This window comes from Exiguobacterium sp. s193 (genome assembly GCF_018618755.1).
Classification (GTDB): Bacteria; Bacillota; Bacilli; order Exiguobacteriales; family Exiguobacteriaceae; genus Exiguobacterium_A.
In genome coordinates this window covers 73,202-87,019 of the sequence record NZ_JACSMR010000011.1, presented here as the reverse complement: position 1 = coordinate 87,019, position 13,818 = coordinate 73,202, and the positions used below count along the sequence as shown (strand labels likewise).

Here is a 13,818-nt window from a genome sequence, read left to right as displayed (position 1 = left end):
CGAAATCGGGTAGCAGCAGGCCGCACCAGAAGTTTACGGAATCGTTACACGCCCTTCATAAATGAAACGGTAGCCCTCTCCGATAGAATCGACGAGGAGATGATGCGCCATGAGACCTAGAAAAAGAAAACGATTGCTGAGTGAACAATTGAACGGGTGGCTGATTCCGTTAGTCGGAATCGGCTTACTGACAATCAGTTTACTGAGCGTCTATGAAGTGTATCAGACATCGACGAAGTCGGTGACGGAGCGACTCGAACGGGAACTGACGATGTTCGATACGAGCGTCAAAGCGATTGCACTGACCTATCCGGAAGCGAGTAAAGCGCGGGATCAGGCGGTGAAACGGACGAAAAATCAACAGTTGGCGGATCTTGCGCAAGATGATTATGAAGCTGCGTTCGAAACGTTCCGTACGAAAAATCAAGTGTTCCCGACCGTTACATTAACGCAGACCGAGCAAAAGGCGGTCCGGCACGACTTAAAAACGAAAACCGTCACCACGGTAATGCATGGAGACCGGTTCATCCTGGCGAAATCCATTCAGGAACTCGATACGATCGTCTTTTTATCTGTCGACCGGCAACAACTGATCGGTCCTGCCAAGGCACTGGCGCTCGAACTCGGGACGTTGAGCCTCGCGGTCCTGTTTTTCGTCAGTCTGTTGATCCGCTTCCGGATTAAACAACAGCTGGCCCCCTTATCCGTCCTCTCGCTGAAGATTGAAGAGGCGCACGCAAAACGGAACTACCGGCCTCTTTCACTTAAGACCAACACGTTTGAGGTCGAACAGTTAGTGCTTCAGTACAATCAATTGATGGACCAAATCACAAGCTTGACGGGGGAACTGGGCAACACGAGTAACCAGCTCAAACGGATGCAACCGGAATTCATGACCCAGCTCGCAGCAACAGAGGAATCGGTGACGGCCATCGCAGAAGTCGCCACTTCCTTGAACGCCCATTCACGTGAAGTGGAATCTGTCGTCGAGGAAACGGATCAACTCCTTCAAACCTCCTCCGTATCGTTAGAGCGGATGAACCATTCGTTACAAGAGAGTCAACGGACGCTCGCCCAGTTCCAGTCGGAGATCGTACAGGAACAAACCATTCTCGATGCCTTGAAAACCGGAACACGCACGTTACATATGTCGTCCGATGTCGTCTTGCAGTCATTGCACACCACGAGCGAAAAAAGCGATTCGATGAACCACTCGATCGAGCAAATTCAACGTGTCGCTGAAGCGACACGACGGTTATCACTCAACGCCTTGATTGAAGCCTCGCGTGCCGGTGAGGCGGGGCGGGGGTTCGCAATCGTCGCAAAAGAAGTCGAACTGCTATCGCTTGACGTGACACACTTGATTCGGAGCATCAATCAAGCCAACGACGAATTGACAGCGAGTGTCATGGCGATGGAAGACGATTTAAGGAAGATGACGGCCCACATCAACGATACGTTTCAGCAGTTGGGTCAAGCGACGGACGGACTGACCGCGCTGATTACGGGTTCGGCCCGGATTGAAGAAGCGTTACGGCACGTCGAGTCCGAGCGCCACGCCGTCAATACGGTGAATCCAGCAGTCGTCTCGCACCTCGAAACCATCCAGCATACCTTACTGACGTTACATACGTACGGCGGGACGCTTCATACTCAAATGAATGTGAACATCGAGCGGCAAGAACAGTTGAAGCGTCATGGGGATCGCATCCATGAACAGGTCAGACTGCTCGAACGGACGATTGACGCAGATGCCAACTCAACTTGACAGTAAACAAAAAAACCAAGCCACACTCCAACGCAAGTGCGGAGTAACGCTTGGTTTTTTACTTTTTTCACGTCACAGCGTCAGGCAACCGCGGAACCCTCGGCTCGCATAATAAGAATCCGCCCCATTGTGATAGACGAATACCGTATCATACCGGCGATCGCAATAAAGCGCCCCTCCTTGGTCACGAATGCGCGACGGCGTCGCAACCCAACTCGAAGTTTTCAAATCGACGGGTTCGATTGTTTGCAACAGCCGATACTGTGCTTCTGTCAATACGCTGATTCCGATTTCCGCCGCCTGTTCGAGCGCACTCGTCGCAGGTGGATTTTTTTTACGTGTTTCACGGGCGCGCTGGTCATAACAACCACTTCGTCGCTCTTTCGGGCTTTCCTTAGCACAATCAAAAAAGGTCAACACGGTCGGGTCGTCCGGATTCGTGACGAGATCCGGTTCACCACCCGTCTGTTCCATTCGTTTAAGGACCGCTAAGGCATCGGGCTGTTCCCGTAACCGTCGTTCGACCTCTTTCCAATCAACGTCCGGATGGCGCTGCATCTGTTCCTTGAAACGTGTTTCAAGTTGTTTAAGTAACGCCTCTTCTTCTCCTCCTACAGCCATGGGTGCTTCCTCCATTCTCCATGTACACGGTACCGTTAGTTGTGATAGACAATTCTTTTTGTAAAGGCGCCTCGCGTCATTGCTCCAAGTAGCGGTAGAGCGTACTTTTACTGATACCGGTTTCTTCACGGATTTCAACGAGATTGTATTGTTTGCTTTGATACATTTCGATGGCCCGTTTGACGTTGGCGTCGGCCTTACGGGGACGTCCGGATTGTTTTCCATCCGCCTTTGCTTTCGTCAACCCTTGACGTGTCGACATACTGATGACATCACTTTGGAGGGCGACCAAGTGTTCAACTACTTCGCGGAACGAGTTCTTGAGCGGCTCGCGCGTATCGATTTCTTCCCGGAGTGTCACGAGGTACGCTTGTTTCTGTTCGATTTGTTCCAGTAATTCAATTAAATGACGGGTCGAGTCAGCCAAGACATAAAGTTGTGAGACGACAATCACATCACCCGGCGTAAGGGCAGCGATTAACTGTTCGAGCGCTTCCCGTCGTTTGGACGAAGCATGTTCTTCAAGGACTTGGCGTTCGGCTCTGAAGGCTTGAACGGCTTCCTTTTGAAAGATACATTCCGGATCTTCATAAAACGGACGCATATAACTGATAATCATAAAATTCTCCTCACATCTTTCAAAGTTCTTAAAGTAATCGTTGTAACGTCATTCCAATAGGGGAATGGACTGATTCCGTATAAGGGATATTGAACGAAACCAACCATTCAAGTCTCTTTTAGTATACGGGAAACAGGGGATTGGTGAAAGGACTGCACCGATCGGTTGCATGGGTTTGTCAGATAGATCAGGTTTTGTTTACATGCGAGATCGTCATCAACAAGGGATTGTTACGTGCGCTGTCGAATCTAAACAGTATCACGATTCCATTAACCTGAAGGAGTGAGTTGTATGTATCACCACATTCTACTGGCCGTCGATGGTTCCGATCATTCTATCCGCGCTGCGGAAGAAGCGGTTAAACTCGCACGCTTGGACAAGGACAGTAAAATCGAGGTCGTGTTCGTCGCTGATTTTTCAAAAGCACGGGAAGACGTGTTGCATTCAGAAGGAAGCGCGGCACTTGAAGTCGCGCGACGGCGGAAACTTGGACCGGTCGAAGAAAAACTTGAGGCAGCCGGCGTCTCGTATTATGTCACGATTCTCCGCGGGGAGCCGGGACCAGCGATCGTGAATCATGCGAACCAACAGCCGACAGACATGACGATCATCGGAAGCCGCGGTTTAAACTCGCTTCAGGAAATGGTTCTCGGCAGCGTCAGCCATAAAGTCGCGAAACGCGTTAAAAGCCCTGTCATGATCGTCAAATGACAGGACGGGGAATATGTTCTAACAAAAAACGGATCACTTCGTTGCTATCGCACACAAAGTGGTCCGTTTTTGAATTTACAGGCGCGCCCTCGGAGACAGTTTGACGACACGGTAAAGTACGAAGGCACCGACCAACAGAATCGGATACGTCGTCTCGAGGTGTTGGACGAATACAATGAGAATCGGGACGGCAATCAATAGGCCGAGCAGGACATAGCTGATTTTGAGTAGTTTACGTTCTTGTTGCCGCAACCCGGGAAATAGACCTTCAAACAACAGCAAAAGCAGCTGTCCCCCGTCAAGCATGATCAGCGGAAGACAGTTCGCCAACCCGAGAAAGAGACTCGTCGCAGCGAGCGATTGAAGCAGAACCGTCACTGTATAGGGACCATCCGGCAAAAGTAATGGTAGACTATCGAACAGGAAATCAAGCGGATGCGTAAGCCACGGTGTCATCAGTCGATGCCAACCATCCGTAAACGAAACGGTCGGATCGGTGATAGGAAGTGCGGCTAGACATGCAAGCGGGACGAAAACGATGCTCATGATTAGTCCAGAAGCGATGAAGACGATTCGTCTAGTGCGACTGACAGCAACATCAGACGGTAAGACATACCCTCCGAGTAACAGCAGACAAAGCTGGTAAGTGACACCTCGGTATGTTGTCCGCGCGAGAACGGGACCAAACCCGATTGACAGGGTACGGACCTGTATCCGGACGAGCTTGGCACCTGCGACGTGTCCAAGTTCATGGAGGAGCGTCGCCAGCAAAAAAGTCCCCAATAATACGAAATAAGACATGATCCGCTCCTTTTAACGTATTAATCGTTCTTGAAAGATGAGACGAAACTTCGGACGAACGTCGATTTCCACCGTTTGGATGACTTCGTCTTGTTCCAAGGTCAGTAAAATCCGTGCAGCTTCCACGTCGTCTTGGATGATTTCAAATGATGAAAGTGCCTCTAAGGAGATACGCGACAGCAGTCGACCACCGGAACGCTGATTGACTTGGAGAGAAAATTGACCGCTTGCCGGTGTCAGGCGAACGATGAACTGTTCGACGGCATTCTGAAAGCGGTACGTCGATTCATCGTAATAAAACAGCGGAACCGGTTCATCCGGTTCTACTGAAAATAACGACAACAGGTCTAGTTCTTCAGGAAACGACTTCACTAAAATCCACTCCTTTGGTAAAATGAACTGACTTTCATATCATACAGTATTTTACAAAAGAGGGTATAGTAATAGTGGAAGCAACCGTAACGAAGGAGGAGAAAACGTGGGCTACATAACAGAATTACGAAAATTCATCGGCAACCGGATAATTATCAGCGTCGGTGCGACAATCCTTGTCATCAATGAACAAGGACAACTTTTGTTCCAACACCGTTCCGATACAAACGATTGGGGATTACCGGGGGGCTCGATGGAACTCGGTGAAACAGTAGAAGAAGTCGCAATCCGGGAATTATATGAAGAAACGGGACTTGTGACGGACAAGGTCGAACTCGTCGGTGTCCGGTCCGGGCCACGCTACCAGTTCACGTATCCGAACGGAGATCAGACCGAAAGTGTGATTCACCTGTTCCACGCGCAAGAGGTTTCTGGTACTTTACAAATCAACGATGATGAAAGTTTTGACTTGGCATACTTCAGTCAAGAAGCACTCCCGGAAAACATCGAAAAACGGGCAGGCGCCTTACTCGAGGAATTAGGTACTATCATTTGGGCATTACGTCCCTCTTTTAACGTAAAGGATTAAATCGAAAATGACATGAAAGCGCCCGGCGTCCTTTTAAATGGACGTCGGGCGCTATCTGTTATTTCGAGACAACCGAAATACGTTCTTTATCATGGCGGTTGTGTTCGATCTCGTCCGCAATGGCGATGGCATAATCCGCGTAACTGATGTAACTGTCACCTGCTGCATTGACGGTCAAGACGTCTGAAGCGAGTTGGTACGTTCCTGTCCGTTCACCTTCCGGATCGAAGAAGGCTGCCGGACTGACGAACGTCCAATGTAAGTCGGTCGTCTGTTCCAAATCAATCAGGTTAAGCGTCTGACTTTTCGCCGTCGGAAGGTATGCTTCCGGGAAATCCGGTGTATCTGCCAAACGTGTCGTTTGTTCCTGGTCGACGAACAGGCTGCCGGCTCCACCGACGACGATTAAACGCGTTGCCGTTCCTGACAATGCCTCCATCAAATGGCGACCGAGTTCGACGTGCTGAAGTTCATCTCCTGGCGCTGCACCAAAGGCATTGATGACGACGTCGAATCCCGACAGGTCGTCCTTCGTCAACGCAAACGCGTCTTTTTCGAGGACGGAGTCGTGCGTCGTCCGGGTTACATTACGGACGATTGCCGTCAAGGCATGACCTCGCTCTGCCAGTTCGCGTAAAATGTTCCGTCCTGCTTTCCCACTTGCTCCGATGATTGCAATCTTCATCAAAAATCTCCTCCTTCAAACGAATGTAAGTCTTGTACCTGTAATTATTTTAGTTACATAATTTTTTATTGTCAAGGGAATTGACAAAAAAACATCTGCTCACTAAACTGATAGTACTGGTGGTGAAAAAAATGATTAACAGTCGATTAGCGGTCGCGGTTCATATTCTTGCTTTAATCAGTTCAAGTAAAGGCGAGCCCTTGTCTTCCGAAATGATTGCTGGAAGTGTCAACACGAATCCGGTCGTCATCCGTCGCCTGACCGGTCTTTTACGAAAAGCAGGTCTGTTAGAGACACAGGCAGGGCGGACGGGAGCCATCTTGACGAAAGAACCGGCAAATATCACGTTGCTGATGGTATATCGTGCCGTCGAACCAAAAGAAGACTTATTCATGATGCATGAGTCACCGAATCCGGACTGTCCGATCGGTCGCGAGATTCAAACAACGCTCGAGACGACATTCAGTCGGGCACAACAGGCGTTAGAAACAGAACTAGCGGCAGAAACATTAGCCGATGTCATTCATCGCCTTGGCGCAAAATAATGACATTCAAGCTTAGACCCGCTAGCGGATTTAAAGGAGGATAAACGATGCGCTTGATCAGTTACTCTGCTGTAAGTGTGATTTTATCGTTTTTATTTTTTACGAGCTATGCCTTACTAAATAACTTAGAAAATGAATTCCTGTATCAATTCGGGACATTTGCGGTGACGCTCTTTTCATTTTTATTCGGAATTCCGATGTTGTGGATTGCGAGTCGTCACAGCTTACCATTACGCCTCTTAATTTACTTGACGACACTCGCACTTTCGATTTTATTGTTCATTGGCGGCTATCAAACATTCGCCGCGTCTCCCCTCGATATTCAGTTGAACTTGTCAGGGATTATCCGCTTTGCTTTAATCGCCTGTCTATTTTATGTTATTCCCTATGAAGTGTGCATTAAACGATTGAAGCAGCCTTCCATCTCGACGTAAAACGACCTTTATCCGTAAGGTCGTTTTTTTTGCAGGAATTTCCAAATGGAGAGCGAATTTAATTCAGTACGCAACGAGTAGAAGGAGGAATTTAGTATGAAAGATACATTTCAATGTCAGGCGATCGGGAAATCATTTTCAGGGGACGGGATCGAAACGAAGGCGCTTGACGACGTCAATCTGACGCTCGACGCAGGGGATTTCATCTCCATCATCGGACCGTCTGGATCGGGAAAATCAACATTACTTAGTCTGATCGGAACACTCGACCGTCCGACGACGGGGCAACTGCTGTACGGTGACCAACCGATCAACCAACTGAAGAGTAAAGAGTTATCCGATTTCCGGTTCGAGAACGTCGGGTTCATCTTCCAACAGTTTCATTTGATTCCGACGTTGACGGCACTCGAAAACGTCATGGCCCCGTTATTCGGTAGAAAAGTCGCCTATGATAAGAAGGAGCGGGCACTTGCTTTACTCAATCAAGTCGGTCTTGCAGAAAAAGCCAGTTCCTTGCCGTCCCAGCTCTCCGGCGGGCAACAGCAACGTGTCGCCGTCGCCCGTGCGCTCGTCCATGAGCCGAAATGGCTGCTCGCAGACGAACCGACGGGGAATCTCGATACGGAAACCGGGGAAATCATCTTCCAACTCTTAAAACGGTTGAACGCTGAAAAAGGGTGTGGTGTCCTGTTCGTCACGCATGACCCGGAGCTTGCCGACCGCGCCAATCGAAAAATCGAGATGAAGGACGGACTCGTCATCGCGGATTCGCGTCTCGTCACAGTCTGACGGAGCACCGATTTTGTTTTCAGACGGTCGACCCTTTACACTTAACGAGTAAAGGAGGCGACGCACGATGCGACTAGGTATACTCGATCAAGTCCCGCTCCATGAAGGGGATACGATTGAACAGACGATGCGATACACGAAACGACTCGTCGAAGCAGCAGAGCAGCTCGGTTATAAGCGCTACTGGTTCGCCGAACACCATAATACGAATGGCTTACTCAGCGCGACACCTGAACTGTTCATTGCCCGGATGGGGAGTGAGACAAAAACGATCAAACTCGGGACAGGTGGTATCTTGTTACCGCAGTATCGTCCGTTAAAAGTCGCGGAAAATGTTTCGACACTCGAAGCTTTTTATCCGGGACGGATCGAACTCGGAATCGGCAGTTCTCCGGGGGGGAGTGAGCGGACACGCCGCGCCTTGACGGACGGGGAGGAAAATAAATATTCCGAATTCCCGCGGCTGATGGATGAGTTATCCGGTTTTTTAACGGACTCCCTGTCAGCAAAACATCCGTTTCGGATCGTCAAGACGACGCCGCGCCTTACACAAACGGCTCCCCTCTATTTGCTCGGTCTGTCACCGCATAGTGCACGGCTCGCGGCAGAACGGGGGATGGGACTCGTCTTCGGTCATTTCATCAATCCGGACCGCTGGGAAGAGACATTACGGACTTACCGCGAGCAGTTCGTTCCTAGTGCGCAGTTCGAGGAGGCGACGGTCATCGTCTGTGTGTTTGCGGTCTGTGCCGAAACGACAACAGAAGCAGAACAGTTGGCAACGACGCAAGATGCCTGGATTCAAGGGATCCGGCTCGGAAACTCGATTGTCCCGTCACCCGAAACAGTCGGGACGAAGGACTGGAATCCGGAACAATTAAAGCGGATCCAACACGACCGGCGACGGACCATCGTCGGAACGGCGACGGAAGTCGAAGCAGCACTCGAACAGTTGGCAACCCGGTACGGGACGGATCAATTTTTGTTAATCAATAATGCTTACGACCAAGACAAACGACTCGAATCGTATCGGTTGATTGCAAAACAGATGTTACAGCACTAAAAAACGGCCGACGATGTGTCGGCCGTTCCTGTATACTCCGCTTATTTTTGTGATGTCGGACGAATCAAAATTTCATTGATGGACACATCATCCGGCTCACTGACGGCATAGTTGATTGCACGAGCAATCGCGTCGGCATCGATCGCTTGCATGTTGCCGATGCCTTGTTTGATGTCTTCATCCGTGATGTGGTCTTTTAATTCCGTATCGACGGCTCCCGGCGAAATGATTGTCGCACGAATGTTATTGTCGACCGACTCTTCCTTCCGGAGACCTTCCGTAATCGCACGAACGGCAAACTTCGTCCCGCTGTAGACAGCGCTTGACGGCATGACTTCGTGACCTGCGACGGACGAGATGTTGATGATATGACCTGATTTTTGTTTTCGCATGTACGGAAGGACCGCACCAATTCCGTAAAGAACACCCTTAATGTTGACATCAACCATCGTATCCCATTCATCCTGCTTGTTTTTATGCAGTTGCGATAACGGCATCAGACCGGCATTGTTGACGAGAACATCGACTGAACCATATGTCTCCTGCGCCAGTTTCGCGAGTTGGTCGAGTTGCTCCGTCTTCGTCACGTCCGTCACTTGATAGACTACTTGACCACCGAGTTGCTCGATTTCTTCTTTTAATGCTTTCAGACGATCTTCACGACGTGCCGCGAGGACCAGCTTTGCACCATTCTTCGCAAGTAACTTCGCGGTGGCTTCCCCGATACCACTTGATGCACCTGTAATGATGACGACTTTATTTTCAGCCATGATTGATAACCTCCTGTAGTAGTTGATTCACTGATTTATGCTCACTTTTGAGTTATTGCCTGTTTTGGATAAAGACAAACCTATGGAGGACACTTATGAAAAAAAGGAGCTGGTTCGTATGAAACGACGGACGATTCGTTTAATCGTCATCTTACTTGTGATTGGATTGATTTTCATCATCGAACCATTCCGAAATCAACCGCCGCTTCCTGACGTGTCGGTCGGAAGCCAAACGATCCCGACGCAGGAAGGGTCCTATTGCTGGCATGGTCTCATACGGAGACAATGTGTCGACTATATCTATACGAACCCGCTCGAAATGACAGAAAAATTGAAGCCGACCGTGGTCCGATCGGCTTCACCGATTACGATTGCCTTTCATGACGGTCCTACGCCGGACGATTTAAAAATCGAACAGTGGCAAGATGCAGAGACGATTCAGACGGTTCCGCTGCAAGACGAACAACTCAAAGCACCTGATGCGCGCGGAATCTATGTGTATCATGTCATCGCTGATTGGAAGCAAGGGGACGGGAACTCGGCTTTCGTGATTGAAGTGAAATGATACGTCGAAACGGGTAAAGACGAGTAGAATCGTCGTGTTTAAGCAGAAAGGACGAGAAAACATGAGACTCGAACGGAAAGTAGCCATCGTGACGGGGGCAGCGTCCGGAATGGGGAAGGCAATCGCGGAACGGTTTGCAGCTGAAGGGGCACGCGTCATCGTGTCTGATATTCAGCTTGACGGGGTGAAAACAGTCGTTGCGGCGATTGAAGCAGCGGGCGGGACAGCAACCGCCATCAAAACGGATGTCACGTCTGCTGAAGCAATCAAACAACTGTTTGACGAGACGTTAGCGGCTTACGGACAATTGGATATTCTCGTTAACAATGCCGGAATCATGGACGGGATGGAAGGGGTCGACGAGCTGTCGGATGAACGCTGGGACCGCGTCCTCGCCATCAACACGACGGCGGTCATGCGGACGATGCGTCTCGCGATTCCTTTATTTCGTGCACAAGGTTCAGGAAACATCATCAACAACATCTCGATCGGCGGACTAAACGGGGCGCGTGCCGGTGCTGCGTACGCCGCCTCCAAACATGCCGTCGTCGGTCTGACGAAAAATACGGCGTTCATGTATGCACAAGAAGGGATTCGGTGTAACGGAATTGCTCCTGGTGCCGTCGAGACGAACATCGGACAATCGATGACGAACATCAGTGAATTCGGGATGGGACGGACGATGCTCGGGATGGGCTTGAATCCTAGAACCGGACAGCCTGACGAAATCGCACAACTCGCTTTGTTCCTTGCTTCGGATGAAGCAAGTTTCATCAATGGTGCAATCGTCGTCGCCGACGGCGGATGGAGTGCCTATTAATGAAAAGGAGGTAAAATCTAGCGGCTCATGGATAAAAATAGAAATATTCAGACGATTTAAAGGATTATCTCATCCAGTCGCTAATACTTAAAGATGACGGACCGACTCGTCATCTTTTTGTTTTCTCGTTTTTCAACTAAAGGAGGAATTCAGAGATGTCCCTTGAGCAAAGTACACAACACGTTACGGATGCACACGTTATCCGCGCCATCGAACAAAATCTCGCCATCATCCGTTTTGATGACCAACGTAAAATTGCGTATGTGAATGACCTGTTTGCCGAGACGATGGGGTATCAGGCGAAGGAACTGATTGGCAAATACCACCGCGATCTATGTTTTCCGGAGTTTGCCACGAGTGCTGCCTATGAAGCGTTTTGGCGGAAACTACTGCAAGGGATTACGTATCAAGATAAAATCGAACGGCGGACGGCAGAGGGCGGACGTAAATGGCTCGAAGCAACGTATATGCCAATCTTCGGGGACGGACGGCGTGTCATCGGTGTCTCGAAAATCGCGACCGACATTACGGTGCGTCAGCAAGACGTGCTCCGGATGGCAGAAGCGTTAAATGAGACTTCCGCTTTTTTGACCATAAAATCTGATAGCGGTCGGCAAGACGGATTACAGGTTCTCGCGACCGTCCAGCAGATTGAAGCGGAATCGATAAAAAACTTGGCTAACCTCGTCGCTCTCCAAACGGAGGCCGACTCGATCAATGACATTGTCAAAACGATACGGGAGATTGCAGCACAAACGAACTTACTTGCCTTGAATGCGGCAATCGAAGCGGCACGGGCGGGAGAACACGGGCGTGGGTTTAACGTCGTCGCGACGGAAGTCCGGAATTTATCCAATAAAGTCTCCCAGTCGATTGGCGAAATCAAAGAAAACATCGAAGGAATCGTTAAGCGGATTGAGACCGTCTCAACGAGCATCGAACAGATTTCAACAAAAGTCCAGACGAGCAGCGGGCAGTTGGAACACGCCGTCAGCGAGTTTGAGTTACTCGCTGACTCCGCTAAGCAACTTGAGCGTCAAGCGAACGATTTTGTTAATGTCCTGTGAAAATAACACATGCTACCAGAACTTCCTTTTGTGGGTCTCTAGACAGGAGAACCGAAAGGAAGTTTTTTGTTTGTAGTGAAATCATTACGCCATACTCTGAACAAGGACCTTACTGAAATAGGGGTCGCCCGCACATCAGCTTATGCCTTACATTCTTCGGATACGTTGTATATCATGAAAGAAGGGTCCGTCGTTGACGCCCGAGTTTTTATCAAAATCAGGCGAGAATACGCCCACTTCTAAACGATCAGGGTGAAGCCCGAGTGAAAGTGGGAGATGAATCGCCACCCTCTCTTTCGGGTATATCCTTTGTAAGGAGGTGAACATCATGTTGACTCACAAGGCCTACAAATTCAGAATCTACCCGACAAAAGAGCAGGAAATCCTGATCGCGAAGACGATTGGTTGTTCGCGCTTCGTCTTCAACCACTTCTTGGCGAAGTGGGATGAGACGTATAAAGCGACAGGGAAAGGACTGTCCTACGGGTCTTGTTCGAAAGAACTCCCGTCGTTGAAGCAGGCATTCGACTGGCTGAAGGAAGTCGATAGCATGTCTGTTCAAACGAGCGTCAAGCATCTTGCTGATGCCTTTGACCGCTTCTTCAAGAAGCAGAACGAACGACCCCGCTTCAAGACGAAGAGCAATCCCGTTCAATCGTATAAGACGAACATCCAAGGCAAGTCTCAACTTCCAGAAGTCTCGATCGTCGGCACCAAAATCAAAATTCCAAAGCTGAAGTGGGTGCGCTTCGCTCATTCGAGGCAGGTCGTCGGACGCATCTTGAACGCGACCATCCGGCGGAACGCTTCAGGAAAATACTTCGTCTCCCTGCTCGTCGAGCAGGAGAGCAACGAAATGCCGAAGACGGGCTCATCCGTCGGCGTCGATGTCGGGTTGAAGCACTTCGCCATCCTGTCGGACGGCACGGTATACAAGAACGACCGTTACTTCCGTTCGCTTGAGAAAAAGCTGGCGCGCGAGCAACGCAAGCTTTCTCGTCGTCAACGGTTGGCCTTGGACAAGAAAGTGAAACTTTCCGAGGCGAAGAACTATCAGAAGCAGAAGCGGAAGGTCGCCCGCATCCACGAGAAGATCGCGAACAAGCGAACCGATTTCCTGCACAAGGTATCGACCGAGATCGTCAAAAACCACGACGTCATCGGCATCGAGACCTTGCAAGTGAAGAACATGCAGAAGAATCGCAAGTTGAGCAAGTCCATCTCCGATGTCAGTTGGTCGGAGTTCTTCCGCATGCTCGGATACAAGGCGGAATGGTACGGAAAGACCGTCGTGAAAGTCGGCAAGACCTTCGCCTCTAGTCAACTGTGCTCCCGTTGCGGACATCAACACAAAGACGTGAAACATCTTGGCTTGCGTGAATGGACATGCCCGAGTTGCTGCATCCATCACGACCGCGATGTGAATGCAGGACTGAACCTCAAACGAGAAGCTGAACGCCTCTTAGCTTCTTCAACCGTCGGGACGACGGGGTTAGCCTGATCAGGTTTCGACCGTTAGGTCGGATGACTCAGGAATCCTCCACCTCTAAGCGAAGCATAGGTGGAGGTAGTTCAACTAATCGCCAATTACAAAAGGAG

The 13,818-nt window shown here is 49.9% G+C and carries 17 protein-coding genes; 11 read left to right on the top strand and 6 right to left on the bottom strand.

Going from position 1 to position 13,818, the window contains the following annotated elements; all coding sequences use genetic code 11:
* Nucleotides 1-109: 109 nt before the first annotated feature.
* Nucleotides 110-1,768, top strand: coding sequence for a methyl-accepting chemotaxis protein (locus KNQ04_RS12760; RefSeq protein ID WP_214851176.1), 1,659 nt, complete (start codon nucleotides 110-112; stop codon nucleotides 1,766-1,768).
* 72 nt (nucleotides 1,769-1,840) lie between these two features.
* Here the strand turns inward: KNQ04_RS12760 and KNQ04_RS12755 are convergent, their stop codons facing one another.
* Both KNQ04_RS12755 and KNQ04_RS12750 read right to left on the bottom strand, forming a co-directional pair.
* The gene (locus KNQ04_RS12755; RefSeq protein ID WP_251137040.1) at nucleotides 1,841-2,389 is read right to left on the bottom strand and encodes a DUF4256 domain-containing protein; all 549 of its coding nucleotides are present in this window, start codon (nucleotides 2,387-2,389) and stop codon (nucleotides 1,841-1,843) included.
* A gap of 76 nt (nucleotides 2,390-2,465) precedes the next feature.
* Nucleotides 2,466-3,008 (bottom strand): recombinase family protein, encoded by a 543-nt coding sequence (locus KNQ04_RS12750; protein WP_214851174.1) that lies wholly within the window; start codon nucleotides 3,006-3,008, stop codon nucleotides 2,466-2,468.
* 291 nt (nucleotides 3,009-3,299) lie between these two features.
* On the opposite strand from KNQ04_RS12750, the gene KNQ04_RS12745 reads away from it, so the two are divergent.
* Nucleotides 3,300-3,719, top strand: coding sequence for a universal stress protein (locus tag KNQ04_RS12745; RefSeq protein WP_214851173.1), 420 nt, complete (start codon nucleotides 3,300-3,302; stop codon nucleotides 3,717-3,719).
* 75 nt (nucleotides 3,720-3,794) lie between these two features.
* On the opposite strand, the gene KNQ04_RS12740 is transcribed toward KNQ04_RS12745, so the two are convergent.
* Nucleotides 3,795-4,520 (bottom strand): site-2 protease family protein, encoded by a 726-nt coding sequence (locus KNQ04_RS12740; protein WP_214851172.1) that lies wholly within the window; start codon nucleotides 4,518-4,520, stop codon nucleotides 3,795-3,797.
* A 12-nt stretch (nucleotides 4,521-4,532) separates the two neighbouring features.
* Nucleotides 4,533-4,892 carry a hypothetical protein gene (locus KNQ04_RS12735; protein ID WP_214851170.1) on the bottom strand — a complete coding sequence of 120 codons (360 nt, stop codon included), beginning with the start codon at nucleotides 4,890-4,892 and terminating at the stop codon, nucleotides 4,533-4,535.
* A gap of 106 nt (nucleotides 4,893-4,998) precedes the next feature.
* On the opposite strand from KNQ04_RS12735, the gene KNQ04_RS12730 reads away from it, so the two are divergent.
* On the top strand, nucleotides 4,999-5,481 hold the full coding sequence (locus tag KNQ04_RS12730; RefSeq protein ID WP_214851169.1) for an NUDIX hydrolase: 483 nt from the start codon (nucleotides 4,999-5,001) through the stop codon (nucleotides 5,479-5,481).
* A 58-nt stretch (nucleotides 5,482-5,539) separates the two neighbouring features.
* Here the strand turns inward: KNQ04_RS12730 and KNQ04_RS12725 are convergent, their stop codons facing one another.
* On the bottom strand, nucleotides 5,540-6,166 hold the full coding sequence (locus KNQ04_RS12725) for an NAD(P)-dependent oxidoreductase (protein WP_214851167.1): 627 nt from the start codon (nucleotides 6,164-6,166) through the stop codon (nucleotides 5,540-5,542).
* A 131-nt stretch (nucleotides 6,167-6,297) separates the two neighbouring features.
* Here KNQ04_RS12725 and KNQ04_RS12720 point away from each other — a divergent pair, with 131 nt between their 5' ends.
* From KNQ04_RS12720 to KNQ04_RS12705, 4 genes are all read left to right on the top strand, one after another.
* Nucleotides 6,298-6,711: an Rrf2 family transcriptional regulator gene (locus KNQ04_RS12720; protein WP_214851165.1), complete on the top strand. Its 414-nt coding sequence runs from the start codon at nucleotides 6,298-6,300 to the stop codon at nucleotides 6,709-6,711.
* 47 nt (nucleotides 6,712-6,758) lie between these two features.
* A complete protein-coding gene (locus KNQ04_RS12715; RefSeq protein ID WP_214851163.1) occupies nucleotides 6,759-7,145 on the top strand; it encodes a hypothetical protein in 387 nt (128 codons plus the stop codon).
* 96 nt (nucleotides 7,146-7,241) lie between these two features.
* Nucleotides 7,242-7,934, top strand: coding sequence for an ABC transporter ATP-binding protein (locus tag KNQ04_RS12710; protein WP_214851162.1), 693 nt, complete (start codon nucleotides 7,242-7,244; stop codon nucleotides 7,932-7,934).
* Nucleotides 7,935-8,001: 67 nt separating this feature from the next.
* On the top strand, nucleotides 8,002-8,997 hold the full coding sequence (locus KNQ04_RS12705) for an LLM class flavin-dependent oxidoreductase (RefSeq protein WP_214851160.1): 996 nt from the start codon (nucleotides 8,002-8,004) through the stop codon (nucleotides 8,995-8,997).
* 41 nt (nucleotides 8,998-9,038) lie between these two features.
* On the opposite strand, the gene KNQ04_RS12700 is transcribed toward KNQ04_RS12705, so the two are convergent.
* Entirely contained in the window at nucleotides 9,039-9,767 is a 729-nt protein-coding gene (locus KNQ04_RS12700) for an SDR family oxidoreductase (protein ID WP_214851157.1), read from the bottom strand.
* Nucleotides 9,768-9,885: 118 nt separating this feature from the next.
* Here KNQ04_RS12700 and KNQ04_RS12695 point away from each other — a divergent pair, with 118 nt between their 5' ends.
* From KNQ04_RS12695 to tnpB, 4 genes are all read left to right on the top strand, one after another.
* On the top strand, nucleotides 9,886-10,332 hold the full coding sequence (locus tag KNQ04_RS12695; protein ID WP_214851156.1) for a hypothetical protein: 447 nt from the start codon (nucleotides 9,886-9,888) through the stop codon (nucleotides 10,330-10,332).
* A gap of 61 nt (nucleotides 10,333-10,393) precedes the next feature.
* Nucleotides 10,394-11,152 carry a glucose 1-dehydrogenase gene (locus KNQ04_RS12690; RefSeq protein WP_214851154.1) on the top strand — a complete coding sequence of 253 codons (759 nt, stop codon included), beginning with the start codon at nucleotides 10,394-10,396 and terminating at the stop codon, nucleotides 11,150-11,152.
* A gap of 155 nt (nucleotides 11,153-11,307) precedes the next feature.
* Nucleotides 11,308-12,219 carry a methyl-accepting chemotaxis protein gene (locus tag KNQ04_RS12685; protein WP_214851152.1) on the top strand — a complete coding sequence of 304 codons (912 nt, stop codon included), beginning with the start codon at nucleotides 11,308-11,310 and terminating at the stop codon, nucleotides 12,217-12,219.
* 328 nt (nucleotides 12,220-12,547) lie between these two features.
* A complete protein-coding gene (gene tnpB / locus KNQ04_RS12680; RefSeq protein ID WP_214851150.1) occupies nucleotides 12,548-13,720 on the top strand; it encodes an IS200/IS605 family element RNA-guided endonuclease TnpB in 1,173 nt (390 codons plus the stop codon).
* Nucleotides 13,721-13,818 lie beyond the last annotated feature (98 nt).